The 23,917-nt window shown below is 71.9% G+C and carries 19 protein-coding genes; 3 read left to right on the top strand and 16 right to left on the bottom strand.

Translation table 11 applies throughout. The features are described 5' to 3' along the window. The first annotated feature begins 140 nt into the window (after positions 1-140). The 3 genes from ACZ4AA_RS13975 (at position 141) to ACZ4AA_RS13965 (ending at position 3,417) form a co-directional block, all read left to right on the top strand. A complete protein-coding gene (locus ACZ4AA_RS13975) occupies positions 141-218 on the top strand; it encodes a 50S ribosomal protein bL37 (RefSeq protein WP_465560540.1) in 78 nt (25 codons plus the stop codon). A gap of 13 nt (positions 219-231) precedes the next feature. Next, positions 232-2,553, top strand: coding sequence for an FdhF/YdeP family oxidoreductase (locus ACZ4AA_RS13970; RefSeq protein WP_467600637.1), 2,322 nt, complete (start codon positions 232-234; stop codon positions 2,551-2,553). A 117-nt stretch (positions 2,554-2,670) separates the two neighbouring features. Next, a complete protein-coding gene (locus ACZ4AA_RS13965) occupies positions 2,671-3,417 on the top strand; it encodes a phosphatase PAP2 family protein (protein WP_467600634.1) in 747 nt (248 codons plus the stop codon). Positions 3,418-3,424: 7 nt separating this feature from the next. Here the strand turns inward: ACZ4AA_RS13965 and ACZ4AA_RS13960 are convergent, their stop codons facing one another. From ACZ4AA_RS13960 to asnB, 16 genes are read right to left on the bottom strand one after another with little or no spacing between them, the layout of a single operon-like run. Continuing rightward, positions 3,425-4,750 (bottom strand): glutamate-1-semialdehyde 2,1-aminomutase, encoded by a 1,326-nt coding sequence (locus ACZ4AA_RS13960; RefSeq protein ID WP_467600631.1) that lies wholly within the window; start codon positions 4,748-4,750, stop codon positions 3,425-3,427. Positions 4,751-4,757: 7 nt separating this feature from the next. Continuing rightward, entirely contained in the window at positions 4,758-5,309 is a 552-nt protein-coding gene (gene rfbC / locus ACZ4AA_RS13955) for a dTDP-4-dehydrorhamnose 3,5-epimerase (RefSeq protein ID WP_467600628.1), read from the bottom strand. Then, complete coding sequence (locus tag ACZ4AA_RS13950) at positions 5,306-6,538, bottom strand: polysaccharide pyruvyl transferase family protein (protein WP_467600625.1); 1,233 nt, start codon at positions 6,536-6,538, stop codon at positions 5,306-5,308. The genes rfbC and ACZ4AA_RS13950 overlap by 4 nt, the downstream gene beginning before the upstream one ends. Then, entirely contained in the window at positions 6,535-7,482 is a 948-nt protein-coding gene (locus ACZ4AA_RS13945; RefSeq protein ID WP_467600619.1) for a glycosyltransferase family 2 protein, read from the bottom strand. The genes ACZ4AA_RS13950 and ACZ4AA_RS13945 overlap by 4 nt, the downstream gene beginning before the upstream one ends. Then, positions 7,479-8,768, bottom strand: coding sequence for a hypothetical protein (locus ACZ4AA_RS13940; RefSeq protein WP_467600616.1), 1,290 nt, complete (start codon positions 8,766-8,768; stop codon positions 7,479-7,481). Before ACZ4AA_RS13940 ends, ACZ4AA_RS13945 begins: the two co-directional genes overlap by 4 nt. 5 nt (positions 8,769-8,773) lie before the next feature. After that, positions 8,774-10,057: a DUF4910 domain-containing protein gene (locus ACZ4AA_RS13935; RefSeq protein WP_467600613.1), complete on the bottom strand. Its 1,284-nt coding sequence runs from the start codon at positions 10,055-10,057 to the stop codon at positions 8,774-8,776. Then, a complete protein-coding gene (locus ACZ4AA_RS13930; RefSeq protein WP_467600610.1) occupies positions 10,045-11,070 on the bottom strand; it encodes an NAD-dependent epimerase/dehydratase family protein in 1,026 nt (341 codons plus the stop codon). The genes ACZ4AA_RS13935 and ACZ4AA_RS13930 overlap by 13 nt, the downstream gene beginning before the upstream one ends. 3 nt (positions 11,071-11,073) lie before the next feature. Continuing rightward, positions 11,074-11,724, bottom strand: a complete 651-nt coding sequence (locus ACZ4AA_RS13925; protein WP_467600607.1) for a PIG-L deacetylase family protein — start codon at positions 11,722-11,724, stop codon at positions 11,074-11,076. Next, the gene (locus ACZ4AA_RS13920) at positions 11,721-12,551 is read right to left on the bottom strand and encodes a glycosyltransferase family protein (RefSeq protein ID WP_467600604.1); all 831 of its coding nucleotides are present in this window, start codon (positions 12,549-12,551) and stop codon (positions 11,721-11,723) included. Before ACZ4AA_RS13920 ends, ACZ4AA_RS13925 begins: the two co-directional genes overlap by 4 nt. Further along, on the bottom strand, positions 12,548-13,783 hold the full coding sequence (locus tag ACZ4AA_RS13915; RefSeq protein WP_467600601.1) for a class I SAM-dependent methyltransferase: 1,236 nt from the start codon (positions 13,781-13,783) through the stop codon (positions 12,548-12,550). Before ACZ4AA_RS13915 ends, ACZ4AA_RS13920 begins: the two co-directional genes overlap by 4 nt. After that, the gene (locus tag ACZ4AA_RS13910; RefSeq protein ID WP_467600598.1) at positions 13,783-15,051 is read right to left on the bottom strand and encodes a glycosyltransferase; all 1,269 of its coding nucleotides are present in this window, start codon (positions 15,049-15,051) and stop codon (positions 13,783-13,785) included. Before ACZ4AA_RS13910 ends, ACZ4AA_RS13915 begins: the two co-directional genes overlap by 1 nt. A gap of 2 nt (positions 15,052-15,053) precedes the next feature. Beyond that, the gene (locus tag ACZ4AA_RS13905; protein WP_467600595.1) at positions 15,054-16,286 is read right to left on the bottom strand and encodes an O-antigen ligase domain-containing protein; all 1,233 of its coding nucleotides are present in this window, start codon (positions 16,284-16,286) and stop codon (positions 15,054-15,056) included. Position 16,287: 1 nt separating this feature from the next. Beyond that, entirely contained in the window at positions 16,288-17,808 is a 1,521-nt protein-coding gene (locus tag ACZ4AA_RS13900; RefSeq protein ID WP_467600592.1) for a right-handed parallel beta-helix repeat-containing protein, read from the bottom strand. Between the two features lie 13 nt (positions 17,809-17,821). Further along, a complete protein-coding gene (locus tag ACZ4AA_RS13895) occupies positions 17,822-19,777 on the bottom strand; it encodes a heparinase II/III family protein (protein WP_467600589.1) in 1,956 nt (651 codons plus the stop codon). Continuing rightward, complete coding sequence (locus ACZ4AA_RS13890; protein ID WP_467600586.1) at positions 19,774-21,957, bottom strand: bi-domain-containing oxidoreductase; 2,184 nt, start codon at positions 21,955-21,957, stop codon at positions 19,774-19,776. Before ACZ4AA_RS13890 ends, ACZ4AA_RS13895 begins: the two co-directional genes overlap by 4 nt. A gap of 25 nt (positions 21,958-21,982) precedes the next feature. Further along, positions 21,983-23,917, bottom strand: coding sequence for an asparagine synthase (glutamine-hydrolyzing) (gene asnB / locus ACZ4AA_RS13885; RefSeq protein WP_467600583.1), 1,935 nt, complete (start codon positions 23,915-23,917; stop codon positions 21,983-21,985).

Below are 23,917 nucleotides of genomic sequence, written 5' to 3'. Positions count from 1 at the left end.
GAATCATGTCGTTGTCAGCATATCCGCGCGCTTTGCCAACTCCTGGGTCGGATCGCGGTGGTATGTGTTCTGTGGAATCGTGGGTCACCTGAGTCCAGGACGCCCCCTGCCGTCCTGTGAGTGCCAGTGAGGGAGGTCCCATGTCCTCGAAGCGACGCCGGAAGAAGAAGGGCCGCCGCAAGCACGCCGCGAACCACGGACGACGACCCCAGTGCTAGCTCGGTGAGACTCTTGAACGCATCCCAGAACGGACAGGACGGACAGGACGGCCGGGAACCCCATGTAGGGCCCGACCCACGGGGCGAACCCGAGTTCCATCCGTACCACCACCCGGCCGCCGGCTGGGGTGCGGCCAAGAGCGTGGGCCAGTTCCTGGTGCGCGAACGCACCCTCGTGGACGGCCCCCGCGCGATCATGCGCATGAACCACGAGAGGACCGGCTTCGACTGCCCCGGATGCGCCTGGCCCGACGACACCAAGGGTCTGCACCTGGACATCTGCGAGAACGGCATCAAGCACGTCACCTGGGAGATGACCGGCAAGCGGGTCGGCCGCGAGTTCTTCGCCGCGCACTCGGTGACCGAGCTGTCCGGCTGGAGCGACTACGACCTGGAGGACCAGGGCCGGCTGACCGAACCGATGGTCTACGACCCGGAGTCCGACCACTACGTCCCGATCAGCTGGCGCGACGCCTTCGAGCTCACCGGGCGCACCCTGCGCGAACTCGACGATCCCGGCCGAGCCTCCTTCTACACCTCGGGCCGGCTGGGCAACGAGGCCACGTTCCTCTACCAGCTGCTCGCCCGCGAACTGGGCACCAACAACCTGCCCGACTGCTCGAACATGTGCCACGAGGCCAGCGGCCGGGCCCTGACGGCCTCGCTCGGCACCGGCAAGGGGACCGCCGACCTCAAGGACTGGGAGACCACCGACGCCCTGTTCATCATGGGCGTCAACGCGGCCTCCAACGCGCCCAGGATGCTCACCGCCCTGGCCGAGGCCTACCATCGCGGCGCCCAGATCGTGCACATCAACCCGCTGGTCGAGGCGGCCGCCACCCGGACCATCGTCCCGCACGACTTCACGGACATGGCCGTGTTCAAGTCCACCCGGACCAGCACCCTGAACCTCCAGCCGCGCATCGGCGGCGACATGGCACTGATCCGGGGCATGGCCAAGGCGATCCTGGAGCAGTCCGAGACCGATCCCAAGGCCCTGGACCAGGAGTTCATCGACCGGCACACGGCGTACTTCGACAAGTACCGCGCGGTGTGCGAGGCCACCTCCTGGGACGCGATCGAGCTCCAGTCCGGGATCGACCGGGACGGCATCCTCAAGGCGGCACGCGTGTACCGCGACGCCGACCGCTCGATCGTCAGCTGGTGCCTCGGCGTCACCCAGCACGAACACGGCGTCGACACCGTGCGCGAGATCGTCAACCTCCTGCTGCTGCGCGGCAATCTGGGCCGCGAGGGGGCCGGCCCCTCACCGGTGCGCGGCCACAGCAACGTCCAGGGGAACCGGACCTGCGGCATCGACCACCGGCCGAGCGAGGAGTTCCTCGACCGGCTCGGCGAGGTCTGCGGGATCGACCCGCCGCGCGAGCACGGCAAGGACACCATCGCCACCATCCGGGCCATGCACGGCGGCGACGTGAAGGTGTTCGTCGGCATGGGCGGCAACTTCGCCCTCGCCGCGCCCGACACCCCGTACACCTACGCGGCCCTGCGCAACTGTGAGCTCACCGTCCAGGTGAGCACCAAGCTCAACCGCAGCCACCTCGTGCACGGCCGCCGGGCGCTGATCCTCCCGTGCCTGGGCCGGACCGAGAAGGACCACCAGCGCGGCGGCGTCCAGAGCACCTCGGTCGAGGACTCGATGAGCATGGTCCATCTGTCCGTCGGCATGAAGCGCCCCGCCTCCAAGGACCTGCTGTCCGAGCCCGCGATCATCGCCGGCATCGCACGTGCCGCGCTCCCCGACAGCGGCACCCCCTGGGAGTGGTACATCGAGGACTACGACCGCATCCGCGACACGATGGCGCGGGTCCTCGACGGGTTCGAGGACTGCAACCGGCGGGTGCGCCTGCCACTCGGGTTCCGCATCAAACAGCCCGCCCGCGAACTGGTCTTCCTCACCCCCTCGGGCCTGGCCGAGTTCTCCGCCGCGCCCCTGCCCGACGTCGTCCCCGCCCCCGGCACCCTGACGCTCGGCACCATGCGTTCCCACGACCAGTGGAACACCACGATCTACTCGGACAACGACCGCTACCGGGGCGTCAAGAACCTGCGCACGCTGGTCTTCATGAACGAGGACGACATGCGCGAACGCGGCATCTCCGAGTTCACCCCGGTCCACATCGTCAGCACCGCCAAGGACGGCAGCCACCGCGAACTCGACCGCTATCTGGCCATCCCCTACGACATCCCCCGCGGCTGCGCGGCCGGTTACATGCCGGAGATGAACGTCCTCTGCGCGATCGGCGACTACAGCCTCCAGAGCGACCAGCCGTTGATGAAACACGTCAACGTCACCATCGAGCCGTCCAGTTGAGATTTCGCGAAGTGTTGACCCGCCGTCCGGTCGGCGGCGGTGTCGCCCGACGGCTTCGTTGGCTAGGGTGACAAAGGCTCGCGCGCGGGCCGAATCGGACACAACGGGGGTGCTTCGGTGGGGAGTTGGCGTCAGGCGCAAGCCTCCGCGTTACCCCCGCGGCTCCGCCTGTGGCTCGGGTCGTCCGCCGTCCTCGCCGCGCTCGTGGTCCTCGTGGTCGGCTTCCTGTACACCGGTGACAGCACGCCCGGCAGGCTGGACGCCCGCCTCGGGACGGATGCCTACGGTGTGGGGGCGCCGTGGCGGAACATCGCTCTGACCCTGGACTTCCTGGGGGAGCCGGCGGGCTCGGTGGCCCTGGTCACGGCCCTCGTCGCGGGCCTGCTGCTCCACCGCCGCCGCCGCGCCGCGGTGCTCGTCGTCGCCGCCCCCACCCTGGCCGTGGGGACGGCGACGCTCCTCAAGTCCCTGGTGGGACGCACCATTCACGGCGACAACCTGTCCTACCCGAGCGGACACACCGCCTTCGCCACCACGCTCGCCCTCGTGATGGCGCTGGCCGCGACCGACCGTCCAGGCCTCGGCAGGACGGCCGCCCTGTCCCTCGTGCTCGCGGCGGCGCTGGCCGCCGGGGCCGCCATGGGCTGGGCGGAGGTGGCCCTCGGCGCGCACTACCCGACCGACGCCCTGGGCGGCTGGTGCACCGGCCTCGCGGTGTCACCGGCCACCGCGTGGCTGGTCGACCGCACGGCCGACCGGATCACCGGCCGCACCGATGGCCGACGGGCCGAACGGCTGTCGGACCGGACACCGGACCGGAAGGCCGAGCGCATGGCCGACGCCGGTCGCGGGGAACGGGGCTGACGTCATGTCACGCCGAGCGTCGGAACACCGGCTTCACCGGCCGCCCGGCCAGCCAGGGGGTGGGGTCGCCGGCGTCCAGTGCCTTGCGGTACACCGCGCAGGCCTCGGCCACCACGTCCACCGTCCGGTCGATGTCGGCGTCGTCGAGCGCGCTGCTCACCACGAACGAGGGGGCCAGCACCCCGCCGGCGAGGAGCCGGCGCAGGAACAGGGTGCGGTATTCCTGCGAGGGCTGCCCGTGCTCGTCGAGCGTGGCGAAGACCAGGTTGCTGGGCCGGCCCCGGACGACGATGTGGTCGCCGACGCCCATGGTGGCCGCGGCCTCGCGGACACCGGCGGCCAGCCGCTCGCCGAGGCTGTGCAGCCGCGCGGTGACGCCCTCCTCCACATACGTCGTGAGCACGGCCATCGCGGCCGCCAGCGAGTGCGTCTCCGCGCCGTGCGTGGTGGACAGCAGGAACACCCGGTCACCGGAGTGACGCAGCCCGCCGAGCTCCATCAGCTCACGGCGCCCGGCCAGCGCCGAGACGGCGAATCCGTTGCCCAGTGCCTTGCCGAACGTCGAGAGGTCGGGCACGACGCCGTACAGGCCCTGGGCGCCCGCCTCGGACCAGCGGAAGCCGGTGATCATCTCGTCGAAGACCAGGACACAGCCGTACCGGTCGGCCAGTTCGCGCAGACCGGCGAGATAGCCGGCCGGGGGGTCGGTGTGCGTGGCCGGTTCGAGGATCAGACAGGCGACGTCGTCGGGATGGCGGGAGAGAAGCTCCTCCGTGGCGGCCAGATCCCCGTAAGGGAACGTCAGGGTCAGCTCGTTGGTCGCCGCCGGGATGCCGGCGGACATCGGCGTGGTGCCGATGAACCAGTCGTCGACCGAGAAGAACGGATGGTCGGCGCACAGGGCCACCCGCGTACGCCCGGTGGCGGCGCGGGCGAGGCGCACCGCCGCGGTGGTGGCGTCCGAGCCGTTCTTCGCGAACTTCACCATGTCGGCGGTCGGCACCGTGGAGAGGAAGCGTTCCGCGGCCTCGACCTCCAGGATGGACGGCCGGACGAAGTTGCTGCCGCGGTCCAGTTCCCGCCGCGCAGCCTCGGTCACGCGCGGGTGCGCGTGACCGAGGCTGACCGACCGCAGGCCGGAGCCGTACTCGATGTAGCGGTTACCGTCGACGTCCCACACGTGGGCACCGTTGCCGTGGCTGATGACCGGGGCCAGGTTGTCGGGGTACTGGTCGTCGCCCTTGGCGTACGTGTGCGCGCCACCGGGGATCATGGCGTGCAGTCGCTCGTTCGCCCTCCGCGACAGGGGCAGGGTGAGCTCTTCGGTGTCCACGCGGACCTCAACTCTCTTCGTGCTTCAGGACCTCGGCGAGGCTCGGTGCCTCCCGGTCCCGTCGGGACATCGATGTGACCGGCAGCGGCCAGGGGACGGCGAGCTCCGGGTCGTCGAAGGCGATCGTCACGTCCTCGGCCGGATCGTGCGGACGGTCGATCCGGTACGACGTGTCGGCGGTCTCGCTCAGGGCCTGGAAGCCGTGCGCGCACCCCGCCGGGATGTACAGGGTCACCTGTGTCTCGCCGGACAGTTCGAACGTGGCCACGTTGCGGTAGGTCGGCGAGTCCGCCCGCAGGTCCACGACGACGTCGAAGATCCTGCCGTACGAGCACCGCACGAGCTTGGCCTCGCCGGCGCCGGAGCGCAGATGCAGACCGCGCAGCACGCCTCCCACCGAACGGGACAGGCTGTCCTGGACGAAGGCGTGCGGGTCCAGACCCACCGAGCGGACCACGTCGATGTCGAACGTGCGGCAGAAGAAGCCGCGTTCGTCGGCGTACGGGGTCGGCTCGAACAGGTACGCGCCGGCGATCGCCGCGACTTCGGTGGCCTTCATGGAGTCTCCCGCGGGGCGTGGGCGTGGTCGGTCGCCGGGAACAGGACCGCTGTCAGGGCCGTGAACTGGTGGTCGAGGCGCCGGACGGCGTCCTCGTTCCGCTCGGAGAGGGTCCGGCGGACGTCCGCCGCGTTCTTCTCCAGGGTCCTGAACTGTTCGAGCAGCAGGCCGGTGTCGACCTCGCGGGCCGGATGGCAGTAGGGGGCGAGCCCCATCAGGGACATGAGCGCGTCGCTCTTGGCCGCGTAGCTGAGCGCGATCGTCGGGGTGCCGGCCTTCAGCGCGCAGATGAGGTTGTGGTAGCGGGTCGCCACGACGCTGTCGGCGGCCGCCATCTCCCGCATCACGTCGGCCAGCGAGGCCGCCTCGGCGACGGTGACCAGCGGCGAGTCCACCGCGCCGAGGATCGCGTCGACCACCGGGGCGTCCACGCCGTCCCCGGTGATCAGCCGGACCGGCCTGCCCTCCTCGACGAGCGCGCGGACGAACCCGGTCGTCCCGTCGAGGTAGCGCCGGTGGATCTCCTCGGACCGGGCGCGGTCGTCGTCGCTGCCGTGGAAGGCCATGACGCCCACGCAGACACGGCCCCGCGGGTCAGGGGGCGGGCCCGCCGACGGGGCCGGCAGGGAGAACGCGATGTCCGGGTAGACCTCGTCGCGCGAGGTGTCCACCCCCATCGCCCGCATGGCGTCGCGGGACGGGGCGTCCCGGTACGACCGGTACGCGGCCATCCGCGCCGACCAGCGCACCAGGGTCCGGGTCGCGCGGTTGCCGATCGGGGCGGCGCCGACACCGACCAGCGCGACCCGGGTGCCGGACAGCCGGCCGGCCGCGCAGAGCAGGAACAGCGCGTAGGGGAAGCCCCAGGGCCGCAGCGGAAGCGTGGCCTCCAGGACGCCCATGCCGGGGACGATCACCACATCGTGCCTCCGCACCCAGGAGGCGGTGCGGAACGCGTCGACGAACTTGCCCAGGCCCTTGCCCACGACCGCGGCCGCCCGGGACGCGGTCCGGTACTCCCCGCGGTACCAGTGCAGTCGCGTCGCGGGGATCCCGTACCGGGCCGTGACGGCCTCGGGGCCGCCGCACAGCGCGTCCACGGCCACCTCCGGGTGCCTGTCCCGCAGATACCCGAGCACGGCCTCCAGCGACCCGTCGTTGCCGAGGTTGCCGGAGCCGAGCAGGCCGAACACCCCGGCGCGCACCGGGGTCTTGTCCGTGGCCGTCACGACCGCCTCCCCTCGCGCCCTGCGACCAGGTCGTCCACCGAGACGGCGAGCCGGTCCGGGTCGACCGGGGCGCGGTCCTCGACCCGCTCGCCCGCGCCCGGCCGGACCCGGCTGGTCATCCACGAGGCCAGATGGCGGTAGCACGCGCGCCGGTCGGCCGGGGACAGCGGCGCCCGCCGGATCGCCGAGGCGAAGCCCCAGACGTACTCGGCGAGCAGCCGGGGCGTCGGGTGCAGCGGGCCCGCCCGGCGCGGGTCCAGGTTGACGCACCGGGACCGCTTGCTCGGGTTCGCCCGCTCGGCCCGGGTGGGGTGGTCGCGGCGGAAGTACAGCAGCTCCGGCACCTGGTGGAAGGGGCCGTGCAAGGTGATCTCGGCGACGTAGGTGCGGTCCGCGTGGTGGTAGCTGTCCATCGGCTTCACCCGGCGCAGCCTGTCGGCCCGGAACACCCCGTAGAAGTCGTCGCCGCCGGGCTCGAACAGCAGGCTGCGGAAGCGCTCCGGCGCGCTCGGCGAGTCGGTGGCGAGGGTGTACTCGTAGGGGACCTTCACCTTGCCGTCGCCGTCGATGACGGCCTGGCCGGTGTGCGCGAGGATCATCTCCGGCCGCTCGTCCAGTGCCTCCACACACAGCCGCAGCAGGTCCCGGCCGTACAGGTCGTCGTGCGAGGCCCACTTGAACAGCTCGCCCCGCGACTCGTTGAACACGTGGTTGTGGTTCGGCGTGGCGCCGATGTTCTTCGACAGCCGCAGATACCGGATCCGCGAGTCCTTCGCCGCGTACCGGCGGCAGATGTCCTCGGTCCCGTCCGTCGAGGCGTTGTCGGAGACGACCAGCTCGAAGTCCTCGTAGGTCTGGCCGAGCAGGGCGTCGAACGACTCGGCCAGGTACTCCTCGCCGTTGTACACGGGCAGGCCGATGCTCAGCCTGGGTTGCGCGGTCATGACGTCCTCACTTCGCGGATCGGTTCTTGAGCGTGCTCGCGCAGGGCGGAGCGCAGTTGCAGCCACCACACGGCCGAGCCGCTGACGGTCGCGGCGGCGACGCCCCAGGCCGAGCCGACCGCGCCGGCGGCGGCCGCGCCGCCGAGCCCGCCGCCGACGTAGCAGACGGAGGCGAACAACTGGCAGCGCAGGCTCCGCCGGGCCGCGCCGAGCGCGCGCAGCCCGGCCGCCGCACCCGTGCCCAGGCCCGCGCCCGCGACGCCGAGGCTGATCGCCACGATGAGCGGGGAAGCGGAGTGCCAGACGTCGCCGAGTGCCATCTCGCCGAGCCGGCCGGGGATCAGCAGCAGCGCCGCGCCCCAGAGCAGCGAGCCGGCGGCCTGTCCTCCGCCGAGGAGCAGGCAGAACCTGGCCAGCCGGTGCGGGGCCTTGCGCAGTACCCGTGCCGCCTCCGGGACGGTGACCAGGGAAAGCCCCATCAGTACGGCGAGGAACGGGCCCATGAGGAGCTCGGCGCCGCGCACGGCCCCCACCGCGCTCACCCCGACGATCGCGCCGACCCCGTACGCCCGCAACTGGCTCGCGCCGCTGAGGCTCACGTTCTCGACCAGGTAGCGGTAGCCGAGGTCGCGCTGCTCGCGCAGCCATCCGCGCGCCTCCGCCACCCGGGGCCGGATGCCGGACTGGACGCAGCCGTAGCCCGCCGCCACCGTGGCGGACGCGCCCCAGGCGAGCACGAAGGCGGCCACACTGCCCACACGGGCGGCCACCACCATGGCCGGGATCAGGGCGATGCCCCACACGACGTCGTTGAGGAACGCCTTCCGCCCGGTGCCCGCGGCGAAGAACGAGTACCTCCAGGCGTCCTGGAGCAGCAGTCCCGGCAGCATGACACCGAGGGCGGCGAACGCGGGCCCCACACGGCCGCCGAGGCCGAGGCCGGCCGCCAGGGACACCACGCCGAGGACGGCGCCGACGCAGAGCGAGGTGCCCGTCGAACGGCCCACCGCCGCGCGCCAGGCCGGGCCCGGCGGGCCGCTGAAGCGCACCGTGAGCGGATCGGTGGCCAGCCCGCGGGAGACGTTGAGCACCACGCCGTACGTCACCCAGGCGAGGCTGAACACGCCGAACGCCGTCACCCCGAGCGAGCGGGCCACGTAGAGGCCGACCGCGAAGTTGCTCACGCTGGAGGCCGCCTGGTCGGCCAGTCCCCAGGACAGCCGGCCGACGAGGGCACGCCTGGCGGACCCGGCCGGTGCCCTTGTCGTCTCCTCCTCCGTGGTCATCCGCCTCACGCCTTGATCAGTTCGGCGGAGCGCAGGGCGTCGGCCGCCGCGGCGACGGTGTCGAACGGCAGCCCGGAGCGCTCGGCCACGTCCAGCAGCGTGTGGTCGCCGTCGGAGAGGCTGAGCACCCAGAGCATGGCCATCTGCGCCTGCTTGGTGTCGCTGCGGCCGCCGAGCGCGTCGTACAGGCCGCGCCGTCCCAACTGCGGCTCGCCGTAAGGGCTGAGGTTGACGTACCGCCGGTTGCGGTCCAGGACGCCGAAGGCCTCGCGGCACAGGGCGAGCGTGTCCGCCATCGCCGCGGGGGAGACGAAGTCCAGGTCGTCCGCCGAGGTGTGGTACTCGGGGTAGCCCGCGTACGGGGTCCGGCTGAGCGAGCCCACACCGAGGTCGAACCCGGGCGAGCAGTACTGCCGCTCGTCGTAGCCGTACGGCGTGAACTCGTCGATCCGGTGCGGGCGTTCGGAGTCCTTCAGCACATGCTCCAGCACGCGGTCGATCTCCGCGTTCCCGCGCCTGCTCCGCTTGTACGTCAGGTTGCCCGGGTCGCCCGCGCAAGCGAGCACCAGCCCGTGCTTGACCCTCTCCACCCGTTCCGCGTTGCGCGCGAGCCAGGTGATCGCCCCGATCGTGCCGGGCGCGAAGATGAACCGGTAGGTGTAGTACGGGTTCTCCTCCGCCAGCGCCCGTGCCAGGTACGTCGCCACCGCGACGCCGGCCATGTTGTCGTTGGCCAGCGACGGGTGGCAGACGTGGCAGGAGACGATCACCTCGTCGGTGACCTGCCCGGGGACGACGTGCTCGGCGTAGGTGAGATGGCCGTCGGCGAGGGTGGAGTCGATGCGGACCTCGTACTCGCCGTCCGGCATCGCGTCCAGGGTGTCCTGGGCCAGGCAGAACCCCCACTCCGGCTTGTAGTAACTGGTGCGGTACGGCACCCAGGCCGGGTGGTCCGGCAGGGTGTGCAGATGGCCGCGCAGCTCGGACAACGGCATCGTCGCCGACACCGGCACGCTGTAGCCGAGCACGTGCAGGCTGGACGCGGTGAAGTCGACGACCCGCCTGCCCGTGCCGTCGGCTATGTAGGCGTCCCTGATGTTCCATTCCTGCGGGATCGTCCAGTCGAGCACCTGGGTCCCGGTCGGCACCTCGTGCACCTGGAGCGGGATGTACTCCCCGACGATGTCCAGGGTGGCGCGCACCCCGTCGCCGGTGATGCTCCGGCAGAGCGGGTACAACCGCTCCACCAGCGCGTGCATCTCCTCGCCCGGCCCGCTCACCGGCGCCACCGCAGGGTGTCGTCGACGGTGCCGGCCTCGGAGGCGGCGCGCAGCACGGCGAGCCGGGTGAAGCGCCGCTCGAAGGTCTCCCGGGTCAGCCCGTGCTCGCGGTAGGCGTCGGCGAGTTCGAGCGCGCCCCGCTTCACCGTCCACTCGCAGTCGAAGCCGGGGATCGCCGTGCGGAACCGGGAGAAGTCCACCCGGTAGGACCGCGGATCGGCGCCGTTCTCCCCGGTGATGACCACCTTGGCGCCGGACACCGCCTCGGCGACCTGCTCGGCGATCTCGGCGACCGTGACGTTGTTGGTCTCGCTGCCGATGTTGAACGCCCGGTCGTGCACCGCTTCGCGGGGAGCGGCCAGCGCGGCCGTGAAGGCCCGGGCGATGTCGGCGGCGTGCACCAGCGGGCGCCAGGGCGTGCCGTCGGACAGCACGAGGACCTCCCCGGACAGCAGGGCGTGGCCCACCAGGTTGTTCAGCACGATGTCGGCGCGCAGCCGGGGCGAGTAGCCGAAGGCGGTGGCGTTGCGCATGTACACGGGGCTGAAGTCGCCGTCGGCGAGCTCGTGCAGGTCGTCCTCCACCCGCACCTTGGACTCCGCGTACGGCGTCACCGGGCGCAACGGCGCCTCCTCGGCCACGAGTTCGTCGCCGCCCGCGGCGCCGTAGACCGAGCACGTGGACGCGTACAGGAAGCGCCCCACCCCGGCCTCGCGGGCGAGGCGGGCCAGCTTCACGGACGCGTGGTGGTTGATGTCGTAGGTGAGCTCCGGAGCCAGCGACCCCAGCGGGTCGTTGGACAGCGCGGCCAGGTGGATCACGGCGTCCACCCCGGCCACGTGTTCGGCCGTGACATCACGCAGGTCGACCCGGTGCCCCGGCGGGTCGGCGGGCGTCGGGCCGAGCACGCAGTCGGCGAACAGGCCCGAGTCGAGACCGACGACCTCGTGCCCGGCGGCCGTGAGGACCGGGGCCATGACGGTGCCCAGATAGCCCTGGTGCCCGGTCAGCAGTACGCGCAAGGTTCATTCCCCCAGGTCGAGAGTGAGTTTGGTGACGGCGAACGCCTCGGCGTAGCGCGCGTTGCATTCGATACCGCGGATCCGGGCGAGCCCCAGGAAGGCCTCCCGGTCGTACCAGGACCGGTGCCGCTGCGAGGGGTAGTGCTCCTGAAGCAGCCGCACCTTCTGTTCGGCGATCTCGGGCGACAGCGGCTGGTAGGCCACCGGACGGCCGAGATCGCCGTCCCACTTGACGATCTCGTAGCCGAGCACGAGATGGTCGCGGAACGCCGTGGTCATGAGCTCGGCCAGGCCGCGGTGGTCCTGATGCGCGTCCTTCGTGCGCGGGGCGAGGACGAGATCCGGCTCCGTCCGCGCGCGCAGCTCCTCGACCGCGGCCTTGGCCTCGTCCCAGTGCGCGGGCAGCCGGCCGTCCGGCAGCTTGTCCACGGTCAGCCGCAGGTCGGCGCCCGGACAGAAGGCGGCGAGCGCGGCCCGCTCCTCCTGCTCCCGATCGCTCCCGCCGCCCGAGAGCACCAGCGCGTCGACGCGGATGCCCGGCCGCGCCAGGCACAGCGCGAGCAGGGTGCCGCCGGCGCCGATGGCTATGTCGTCGCAGTGCGCGCCCACCGCGACGATCCGGTCCGGACGCCGTCCGGCGCGGAGCCCGATCACGCGGTCCCCGCCCCGGCACCGGTCCGGCTTCCGGGCACGAGCGCCCGGGTACCGCCGTGCTCCCACACGGCCCACGGGCGCTCACCGCGGGCATAGGCCTCGTCGAGCGCGGCCCGCTCCTTCACCGTGTCGGTCGGCTTCCAGAAACCGCGGTGCTGATGCGCCACCAGCCGTCCCCGCTTGGCCAGTTGGGCGCAACCGTCGGCGACCAGGTCCCCGTTCTCCGGGATGTGGTCGAAGACCTCCTGGCGGAGCACGAAGTAACCGCCGTTCTCCCACAGCGGCATGTCGCTCACCGCGGTGATGCCCCCCACCAGGCCGTCCTCACCCAGGTCCACACAGTGGAACGAGGACTGCGGCGGCACCACCATCATCGACGCGCCGGCGTCGCGCCGGGCGAAGTTGTCGATCATCTCCGGCAGCGGGGCGTCGGTGAGCACGTCGGCGTAGTTGGCGAGGAACATCTCGTCGCCGTCCAGGTAGGGACGCACCCGGCGCAGCCGCTCGCCGATCGGCGACTCGATGCCGGTCTGCACGAACGTGATCGTCCAGGAGGAGATGTCGGTGGACAACAGCTCGGTGCGCCCGCCCCGCAGCACGAAGTCGTTGGACGTCGTCTCCTCGTAGTTGAGGAAGAAGTCCTTGATGTGGCGGGCCCCGTACCCGAGGCACAGGATGAACTCCGTGTGCCCGAAGTGCGCGTAGTAGCGCATGACATGCCAGATCAGCGGGCGCGGGCCGACCATCGCCATCGGCTTGGGCACGTCGTCGGAGGCCCCGCTGCGCATGCGCATCCCGTAGCCGCCGCAGAACAGTACGACCTTCATGCCTTGACCTCGACAATGCTCAGTTCCGGGATGGGGAAGACGAGCCGGCCGCCCCACTCGTGGACGAAGGACAGCTGCTCGGTCAGCTCGGCCCGCAGGTTCCACGGCAGGACGAGGACGTAGTCCGGCTTGTCCACGGCGATCTGCTCGGGCGCCAGGATCGGGACGCGGGTGCCCGGGGTGAACCGGCCGTGCTTGTACGGGTTGCGGTCGACCGTGTACGCGAGCAGGTCGGGCCGGATACCGCAGTGGTTGAGCAGGGTGTTGCCCTTGCCCGGGGCGCCGTAGCCGACGACGCTCTCGCCGCGCTCGGCCGCGTCGATGAGGAACCGCAGCAGGTCCCGCCGCACCTTGGCCACCCGGGCGGAGAACTCCGTGTACCCGGACAGGTCCTGGAGCCCGGCGGCCTTCTCCCGGTCGAGGACCTCGGCCACGTTGGCGGACGGCTCACCGGCCACCTCGGCGGGCCGCGCCCACAGCCGGATGGAGCCGCCGTGCGTGGGCAGCAGCTCGACGTCCACGAGCGTCAGCCCACCGCTCGCCAGCGCCCGGATCGCGGAGGCGACCGTGTAGTACTGGAAGTGCTCGTGGTAGATCGTGTCGTACTGGTTCTCCTCGATCAGGGTCAGCAGGTGCTGCACCTCGATGGAGACCCAGCCGTCGTCGGCGACCAGGGCGCGCAACCCCTGGGTGAACCCGACCACGTCGGGGATGTGCGCGTACACGTTGTTGGCCACGACCAGGTCCGCCGGGCCGTGTTCGGCGCGGACGGCGGCACCGGTCTCCGGGCTCAGGAACGCCGTCAGCGTGGGTACGCCCGCGTCCCGTGCGGCCGCGCCGACGTTCACCGAGGGCTCGACGCCCAGGCAGCGGATCCCGCGGTCCACCACGTGCTTGAGCAGATAGCCGTCGTTGCTCGCCACCTCGACCACGAAGGCGTCGGCCCCGAGACCGGCCTTCTCCACCGCGCCCTCGACGAACGTGCGCGCGTGCTCCACCCAGGAGGTCGAGAAGGAGGAGAAGTACGCGTACTCGCTGAACGTCTCCTCCGGTGTGATCAGCGGCGGGATCTGCGCGAGCCAGCAGGTGGTGCACACCCGCAGGTGCAGCGGGTACGCCGGCTCCGGCTGGTCCAGTTGGTCCGCGGCGAGAAAGCTCTCGCACGGCGGGGTCGCCCCGAGATCGACGACGCTCGCGAGCGACGCCGCGCCGCAGAGTCGGCAACGTGACATCAATTTCCCCCATTCCGCTCGCGCGGGTGTACCCGCGACGAGCCCGTTCTTTCCCCTACCGGCGGCGGGCCGTCCCCGCCGCCGGACCGCCCCGCGATCGCGGTGCGGTACCCCTCCAGGAGTCGCTCCAGCCCGACGGCCGGACTGAAGTCCTTCTCGTAACGTCGCCGGGCCGCCTGTCCCATCTCCCGGTTGCCGTCCGGCTCCGCCGTGACCCGGCGCAGACAGGACGCGAGCGAGGCGGCCTCGCCCGGCCGGTGCAGCAGCCCGGTCACCCCGTCCTCGACGAGTTCGACGAAGGCGCCGTGACCGGCGGCGACCGCCGGGACCCCCGCCGCCATCGCCTCCACGACCACCAGACCGAACGCCTCCAGCCAGGTGGACGGAGCCACCACGGCGACCGACCGCGCGATGGCCCGCCGGCATTCCTCCTGGTCGTACAGGCCGACATAGCGCACGTCGTCCCGCCCCGCCGCCCAGGCGGTCACCTCCGCCTCCAGCGGCCCCGTGCCGGCGATCACGAGCGGCACGCCGACTCCGCCGCCGGCGGCGATCTCGTCCCACGCCGTCATCAGCAGCCGTACACCCTTGGCCTCCGCGAGCCGGCCGAGAAAGAGCACATGCTCGCCGGCGCCCGCCCGCACGACCCCCGGCTCGGGCACGAAGTTGTGCTTCACCGCCAGCCGTTCGGCCGGCATGCCCGCCCCCGCCAGGACGTCACGCTGGGCCGCGGAGATGCAGAAGAAGCGCTCCACACCGGTCCACCACCGCCGCCGGTTGACCGAGAGACTGACCGCGAGCGGCACCGTCGCCAGCCGGGAGCCGCGGTAGCAGCCGTGCCGGACGGCGGGCAGCGGCGAGGATCCGACGCAGTCGGTGCACGGCCGGCCGTCCCGCTGGAGCGTGCCCGGCGGGCAGATCTGGGTGTAGTTGTGCAGCGTGGCCACGGCGGGCACCCCGGCGTCGGCGCAGGCGGCCAGCACCGCGGGCGACAGGAGCGGGAAGACGTTGTGGACGTGCACCACGTCCGGCCGCTCGGCGCGCAGCCGGGCCGCGAGCTCCTTGCGCACCCCCGGGTTCCACGGCACCAGCAGCGGCAGCGCGGCCTTGCCCGTCAGGGGCAGGGAGGCGATGTCGTCGCTGCGCCGCTCGAACAGCTCGACCTGGTGGCCGCCGTCGCGCAGCAGCGCCACCTCCTGGTCGACGACCTTGTTCTCCCCGCTCGGCTGCGCCGAGGCGTAGCGGTTGTGCACCACGAGGACGCGCATGCTCACACCACCTCCGATCGCTGGGCCCAGCGCGGGACACGCCGGCGCGGGATCCGGGGCACCGTCAGCGGAGTGACCCGCGCGGGGGTCGCCAACAGGGAGGCGGCCACGGCCAGATGCAGCAGATACGGCGAGGCGTCGCCCAGCCCGGCCTCGGTGTACGAGGCCATCGCGCAGTAGCTGATCAGGAAGATCGCGCAGGCCCGCGACAGCGACGGCGGCCGCAGCAGCGCGACCGCGCCGAGCACGACGAGGAACGCGGCCACCAGACCGACACCGATCACGCCCTGCTCGTTGTAGACGGCCAGCCAGCTGTTGTCGATGGGGAGCCCGTCGAAGGACTTGTCGCCCAGGCCGTGGCCGAACAGGTACTCGGTGGTGCTCCGGGGAGCTGTCAGCAGGGCGTGCCAGACCTTGGCCCGGCCGGTGAGGCTGGAGAAGTTCTCCTGGCTCTGTCCGCGCAGGAACCACGTCTGGAGCGCGGAGGCGAAGCCCACCGCGACCACCGCGGAGATCGCCACCGCCCAGGTGAAGAACCGGCGCGCGGCGGCGCTGGTCAGCATGAGCGAACCGATCGCCAGCACCAGTCCGACGAGCAGACCGAGCGTGGCCGTACGGGTGTGGGTCAGCGCGAGCAGGACGAGCGAGGGCACGATGACCACGGCCGCGCTGGTCCGGTCGGTGCGGCCGCCCAGCAGGAGCAGCACGGTCAGCCCGATGATCACGGCCGCGTACTGTCCGATCTGCGGCGGGGTGAGCGGCCACAGCGCGCCGACCAGCCGTCCGCCGTACAGATCGGGCAGGGCCGCCCCCGGTGAGGCGATCAGCCCGGCGGCCACCGTACCGAGCACCGCCAGGTACATCCGGATGTGGTGCCGGACGAAGGTCGTCCCGCCGTCCCACCAGCGGCTGAGCAGCCACAGCGTGCCGACGAAGAGAGCCAGCCGGAAGCAGCGGAACAGCGCCCCGAACCCGGACTCCAGATGCACGCTGGAGATCACGCTCAGCACCAGCATCAGGGTGAGCAGGAACAGATAGGCGCCGGCCCGGATCCGCAGCCGGGCGTTGACCGTCAGGGCCAGCGCGAACGCCGTGACCAGCGCGCCCATGGTGACCATCTGGATGAGCGAGCGGGGGAGCGGGACGATGGTCTTCGCCCCGGCGGAGCCGAGCGTGTTGAGGATCAGCAGTCCCCAGACGGTCGCGACGATCTTCGGCGTGTGGTCGGTGGGCATCTCAACCACCGTCCTGGGCGCGGAAGGTGCTGCCCGCGTCCTGCCGGTACGGCGCGGCCTGCCACTGCACCGGGTCGAGCACCCGGCTCGGGTCGTGGGCGACGAAACTCCACGGTCCGACATAGGTGTTGTCGTGCCAGCGGTTGTGCTGCTTGAGCGTGATCGCCTCGGCCACCCGCTCGCCCTGGTACGGCGACCAGTCCGGGTAGGTGCCGTAGTTGGACAGCACGGCCATGCGGTCGCACCGCACCGTGCAGCCGACGACGGACTTGTCCAGCACGAACCGGTTGTTGTGGATGTCCACCCGCTGGGTCCTCCACCGGCAGTCCGCGTACAGCGGTGCGGCGGCGATCGCCGGGCGGGCGCATCGCTTGGCGTTCTTCACCAGCAGCGTGCAGTCGCCGGAGGAGGTGTTGGCCGGGCTGTTGCAGAACCGGTCCGCGTTCTCCCACAGGGTGATGCCGGACCAGTTGTCCTCCAGCAGGTTCCGGTCGACCTCGATCCTGTCCGTACGGGCCCGGATCCGGGGTTCGCCGCCGGACTCGGACAGGTAGATCGTCGCGAACGGGAAGTTGTCGCCGCGGTCCGCGTACTTGCGGCCCTCGACCCAGTTGTTCCGCCGGATCGTGTTCCCGCGGATGACCGCGTTGTAGCTGGTCTCATAGATCAGCGCGGCCCCGTCGTTGGCCTCGAGCACGTTGTCCTCGATGAGGAAGTCGTTGTTGTTGGTGTCCGCCCACAGGCCGGTTCCGCGGTTGTCGTGCACCCAGTTGCCCCGTACGTCGGCGCCGTCCACGGCCCAGAACTTGACGCCTCCGGTGCAGCCGCAGCCGGGCTGCCGCCGCTCCCAGTCGTCCTTGTTGTTGCCCGTGATCTCGTTGCCCTCCAGCACCAGGCCGGTGATACGCCCGCTGCCCTTGTACGCGTTCATCCCGTACTGGCCGTTGTCACGCAGACAGCTGGCGCGGACCTGCTGGCGGGCACCGGCCATCAGCCCGGCGCCGGAGTTGTCCTGGACCGTCGCGTGCTCGATCACCCAGCCGTCGGCCGAGTCGTGGTTGACCACGCCCTCGTTCTGCGGGGGGACGAACCCCTGCACGGTCAGATAGCGGATGCTGACGTCCGGGGCGGTGCCGGCGAACGCGTACTGGTTGGTCTTCCCGCCGTCGAGCACCGCGCCGGGCGCGCCGAGGTAGACGTCCCCCTTCTTGGGGACGACCTGGGCGTAGCGGTCCCGGTCGAGCCGGTGCTTGCCCGGCCGGAGCCAGAACGTGGTGTGTGGCGGGTGGCTCCTGGTCTTCGCGGCGAGGTCACCGGCCACCGCGGGGTCGACGGTCACCGCGCCCGCCGGCGCCTTCGCCGGCCCGCGCGCGGGCTTGGCGCACACTCGCGCCAAGGACGCGGACGGCACGGCGGTCGGCTTCAGCCGGGCGTCCTGCGAGCTGTCGCAGCCGGTCGCCGCCGGCAGGGCCAGCGCCAGCAGTGCGGCAGGCAGCGCCCAGTGCCGCCACTTGATCCCCACGCGTCCTTCCTCCCTAGCCGTGGAACCTGAGTACGGTGGTGAACCCCTGCGTGCCGTCGGTGACACCGGTGCCGACCAGCGTGGTGGCGGGTTCCTTGCGTCCGAAGCCGGCGGAATACCAGCCCAGCGGCGGCTCGCTCTCGCCGCGGTGAGCCCGCCACTCCAGCCGCCCGGGCAGGTCGAGTTCCGCGGAGCGCTCCTCGCCGTCCCGGGTCCAGCTGAGCCGGGCCTTGTTCCCCTCCAGTTCGGCCGTGATCAGCGGGCCGAGGTGGAACGCGAGGCGCACCTTCCGGCGCGGGCCGAGGACCTCGTCCGTCACCGTCAACTCCCGGCTCGCGGAGGCCAGTTCCACCCGGCGGCGGTGGGTGGAGTCCTGGTAGCCGTCGTGCTCGGCGCACCAGCGGGTCACCTCGCCTGAGGTGTCCGCGACCAGGACGCGGGTGCGGGCGTGCCGGGTCCACAGGAACGGGCCGCCGGAGACGGACTGATCGGCGCCGTCCAGCTCCAGGGTGTTGTGGCCGAGGGTGGAGCGGAAGTACCGCCGCCACTCGGGCTGCCCGTGGTAGCAGAACGTCCCAGGGTCGGCGAGCACGTCGACCCCGTCGTGCCGGACCTCCACCGACAGCGCGTCCGCGTGGGCGTGCGCCGCGATGGACAGGAATCCGTGCGGACCGCCGTCGCAGCGGGCCCAGATCTCCTTCGGACCACGCAGGACGGTCATACCGGCGTCCGGGAAATGGTCCGGCCTGCTCTGGGGACGGGACACGGAGGGTGTGGTCCCCTGCTTCCCGTACGGGCGGACGAGCGCGGCCAGCAGAGTGGTGCGCACATCGGTGCCGGTCACCGCAGGCCACCAGTCCAGGCCGCCGAACACGGCGTCCCCGGTGGCCAGCAGCGAGCCCCAGCGGTCGGTGCCCGCGCCGTCCACGACCAGACCGTGCCCGTCGTCCGCGTCCCCCTGGCGCGGGGGCCGCAGCCGGTTGTCCACCACCGCCGCGAGCGCGTCGGTCATCCGCAGCAGCACCAGCCGGACCGTCGCCGGGACAGGCACGCCCGCGGCGTCCGCCTCGGCCACCGCGGCCAGGCCGAGCTCCAGCACCAGCCCGTGGTACTCGGTGGCGAGCTCGCGGTTGAGCCCGGAGCCGAACGTGTTGCCGCGCAGCTGCCGGTCGAGCGTTCGCATCGCCTCGGCCCGCCAGCGCCCCGAGGAGGGGAACCAGCCGAACGCGCAGGCCGCGGCCAGCTGACCGGCGGCCTCGGCGACGACGTGGTTGTTCGCCGATGAGCCACGGCTGGGGAAGGCGGCCAGCCAGCTCTGGTGGTGCCAGATCTGCTCGCGCGCCACCGGGTTGTCCTCGAACAGGGCGGGCGCCCCCGTCCAGCCGTCGAGCAGCCGGCGGACCCACACCCAGGACACGAGCCGGATGCCCAGCTCGATGCCGCTGGTCCAGTGCACGCCGCGCAGCGGCGCGTTGGCCGCCCACCACGACCGCAGATGCGCGGCCACCCGCTCGGCGTACCGCTCGTCGCCGGTGACCGCGTAGGCGGCGGCGAGCACGGTGAGGTACTGGTGCCGGGAGGGCTCCCAGATCTGCTTGATGTCCCCGACCGCCTCCTCGTCGCGGTAGGGCACGTCGAAGGCGTAGACCAGCGGCGCCCGGCGCCCGGTCTTCGGGTCGTGGCACCAGTCGGGGTCGGCCAGATCGTCGCGGTCCACGCCGAAGAACTCGCCGTGCCCGTCCATCAGCCGGTCCGCGGCGGCGACCAGACGCTTCGCGGCGTCCGGCGGCACCGCGGCGACCGTCCCGGAGGGCAGTAACGCGGTGAACCGGGCGCCGGTCACCTCCGGGGCGACGGGCAGCGCCGTGCGCCACCGCCGTCTGCGCACGGTGTCGCCCACCCGGCCGCCGACCTCCCGCGGCCCCATCCGGGACAGCCGCCGCAGGTACCAGCCCGCGCTCATCGTCATCGGGGCCCCGCCAGCGTCACCGGCGCACCGGCCGCCAGGCCGGCCTGCACGGCGAGGGTGGCCGCCGTCGTGGCGACCAGCGACTCCAGCGGCACCGGCATCGGACCGCCGGTCCGCACGGCCTTGACGAACGCGGCCAGTTCGGCGGACTGGCCCTTGTCGCGGGCCTTGGGCAGCCGCGAACTGACCCACCGCTTACGGCCGTAGACCGAGGCACGGACGAAGTCGTCGAGCCGCAGCACCTTGCCGTCCGCGACCAGGTCCAGCGTCTCCTTGGGGAAGCCGGGCGCGCCGGTGGTGACATAGCTGATGGAGGCGGTCGAGCCGTCGGGGTAGCTCAGGACGATCTGGAGGTCCTCGTTGCCGGACGGGGCGACCGCGTACACCGAGACCGGATCGGCGCCCAGCAGCCAGCTCGCCGTGTCGACGAAGTGCCCGCCCTCGCCCGCGAACCGCGAGCCCTCGGTGCCCTGCTGGAGGTACCAGCTGCCCTGGGTCAGCTGCCCCGCGTTGACGAGGTAGCGCAGGCTCGCCGGGCCGGTCCTGGCGCCGAACCGCTTCCTGGCCTCCTGGAGCAGCGGCGAGAAGCGGCGGTTGAAGCCCACCTGGAGCCGGTCGTTGCCGGACTCCTCCACCGCGGCCAGCACGCCCGCCAGTTCGTCCTCGGTCAGCGCCAGCGGCTTCTCCACGAACACCGTCTTGCCCGCCAGCAGCGCCTGGCGCGTCAGTTCGGCGTGCGAGCTGTGCCGGGTGACCACGAACACCGCGTCGACGGACTTGTCGCCGAGCACCGCGTCGAGATCGGTGGTCGCCTCGGCGAAGCCGAACTTCCGCTGCGCGTTGGCCGCGGACAGCGCCGTGGTGGTGACGACGGTGGACAGCTCGATGCCGTCCCGCTGGGCCAGGTGCGGCAGCAGCATCGACGTCGCGTAGTTCCCCGCGCCGATGAACGCCAGCCGCACCGGCGTCTTGGCGCCCCGGGCCGGGGCGGACACCTCGGCGCCCCCGCGCCGCACCGCGGGCACGGCCACCTCGGGGGCCTTCGCCTCGGCCGTGTGCCCGGGGTAGCGGAACAGCACGGCCACGGCCTTCAGACTGCCGTCCTTCAGGTTCTGGTACGTATCGACGGCGTCGTCGAAGTCGGCGACGTGGGACACCAGCGGCTCCACGTCGACGCTGCCGCGGGCGACGAGATCGAGGAAGCACGCCAGGTTGCGGCGCTCGGTCCAGCGCACATAGCCGATCGGGTAGTCCCGCCCCTCCAGCTCGTACGCCGGGTCGTAGCGCCCGGGGCCGTAGCTGCGGGAGAACCGGACGTCGAGCTCCTTCTCGTAGTACGCGTTCCACGGCAGGTCGAGGCGGCACTTGCCGATGTCCACGACCCGGCCCCGGTCCCGGCACAGCCGCGCGGCCAGCTCGACGGGCTGATTGCTGCCGCCGCCCGCCGCCAGGTACACCTGGTCCACGCCGTGGCCGCCGGTGAGTTCGGCGACGGAGTTCTCCACGGCCGCGGAGGAGGGGTCGCCGCAGGCCGCCGCGCCCAGGCTCTCGGCGAGCTCGCAGCGCGCCGGGTCGGGGTCGACACCGACGACCCGGACCCCCGAGGCGGTCAGCAGCTGCACCACCAGCTGCCCGATCAGCCCGAGGCCGATGACCAGCGCCACCTCGCCGAGCCGTGACTCGCCCTGGCGTACCCCCTGCATCGCGATCGACCCGACCGTGCCGAAGGCCGCGTGCCGCGGCGCGAGGCCGTCGGGCACCGGGGCGTAGAGGTTCTTCGGCACCCAGTTCAGTTCGGCGTGCAGCGCGTGCTCGTTGCCGGCGCAGGCCACGAGGTCGCCGACCTTCACGTCGTCGATCCCCGCGCCGACCTGCTCGACCACCCCGCACAGCGAATAGCCCAGCGGCGTGTAGGAGTCGAGCTTGCCCATCACCTTGCGGTACGTGGCGGGCACCCCGTTGGTGGCCACGCTCTGCACGACCTTGGCCACCTGGTCCGGCCGGGAGCGCGCCTTGCCCAGCATCGACATGCCGGCCTCGGACACCTTCATGAGCTCGGTGCCGGTGGAGATCAGCGAGTACGCGGTCCGTACCAGCACCCCGTCGGGCTTGCACCCGGGCACCGGCACGTCGAGCAGCGCCAACTCGCCGCTCTTGTAGTTCTGTACGACCTGTTTCACCGAAGTCCTCTTGTCTCTACTGTCTCTACGCCGTCACGGGAGAGTGCTGGCCGGCACCGGTGGTCGCGCCGCGATACCAGTACTCGAGGGTCAGCACGTGCCACAGATGCTTGGAGAAGTCCCGCTGCCCGGCCGCGTCCTCGGCGACCATGCGCGCCAGCGCGTCGCGGCGCAGGAGCCCCGAACGGACGAGCTCGCCGTCGTTCACCACCTCGCGCACCAGCGGGGCGAGGTCCCGGCTCATCCAGGCCCGCAGCGGTGCGCTGAACAGGCCCTTGGGCCGGTAGACGATCTCGCGGGGCAGGATCGAGGTGGCCGCCTCCTTGAGGACGGCCTTGCCCTGCCGGCCGACGATCTTGCGGTCACCGGGTACGGCGAACGCCGCCCTGACCACCTCCACGTCCACGTACGGCACCCGCACCTCGGTCGACGCGGCCATGCTCGACCGGTCCGTGTACGCGAGGTTCAGGCCCGGCAGGAACATCCGGGCATCGCCCAGGCACATGCGGTTGACGAAGTCGTCGAGGTCGTTGTCCTCGTAGACGTCCGCGTGCTCGGTCAGCACGTCCTCGACGGTCCCGGCCAGGTCCGGATCGATCAGGGCGAGCAGTTCCTCCCGGTCGTACATGGTGTAGCTGCGCCGGAACGCGGTCTCCTCCGGCAGGTCGGCGAAGGACAGGAACCGCTTCGCGAACCGCACCGACCGGTACCCGCGGCGCGCCGAGGCGACCGGCAGCCGGTCCACGGCCGCGGACACACCGCGCCGCAGGGGCCGGGGGACGCGCTGGTAGCGCAGCGCGAGCACATTGGCCAGGTGCTTGCGGTAGCCGGCGAACAGCTCGTCCGCGCCCATCCCCGAGAGCATCACCTTGACCCCGGCCTCCCGGGCGGCCGAGCAGATCAGGAACGTGTTGATCGCGGCGGGGTCGCCGATCGGCTCGTCCAGGTGGTGCGTCATCCGCGGCAGCAGGTCGAGCACGTCCGGGGCGATCTCGATCTCGTGCAGGTCGACGCCGAACTGCTCGGCGACCTGCCGGGCGTAGCGCAGGTCGTCGGGCATCGCCTCGAACTTGGCGTCCTCGGCACGGAATCCGATCGTGTAGGCGGAGATCCCGGGCCGGTCGCGTGCCGCGAGCGCGGTCAGATAGCTGGAGTCGAGACCGCCCGAGAGGAACGTCGCCACGGGTACGTCGGACAGCAGATGACGCCGGGTCGACTCCTCGACGACGGCGGCGATGTCCGGCAGGTCGCCGCTGAGGGCCCGCTCCCGTCCCTCGGCGGCGACGTCCTTGAGGTTCCAGTACCGGCCGCTGTCCACCCGGCCGTCGGGGCGGAACCTGAGCCAGCTCCCCGGCGGCAGCTTCTCCGCCTCGCGGAACGCGCACCGTGAGTCCGGCACCCAGTAGTAGAGCAGCGAGGCCACCAGTGCCGCGTGGTCCACCTCCAGCGTCCCGCCGGTCACGGCGGCCAGCGACTTCAGCTCGGAGGCGAACACCAGACCCTGGCCGCGCCGCAGCAGGAACAGCGGCTTGATGCCCAACTGGTCCCGGGCGAGCACCAGTTCACCGGTGCGCTCGTCGAAGATCCCGAACGCGAACATACCGCGCAGCCGGGGCAGACAGTCCGTGCCCCAGCGCCGCCAGGCCTCCAGCAGCACCTCGGTGTCGGAGGTGCCGCGAAAACGCACGCCCGAGGACTCCAGTTCGGCCCGCAGCTCGGGCGCGTTGTACAACTCGCCGTTGTACGTCAGCACGAGGCCGTCCGAGACCATCGGCTGGGCGCCGGTCTCGGACAGGTCGATGATGGCCAGCCGGCGGTGCCCCAGGTGCACCTCGCCGTCACCGACGGAGTGGCTGTAGCGGCCCGCCCCGTCCGGACCGCGGTGGGCGAGGGTCTCGGTGAGCCGGTCGGCCACGGCCTTCCCGTCGGGCCATCGGTAAGTACCCGCGATGCCACACAT

This window comes from Streptomyces sp. NPDC024698 (genome assembly GCF_055559015.1).
Note: the sequence above shows the minus strand (reverse complement) of the source record. Positions and strands in the feature narration are given on the sequence as shown.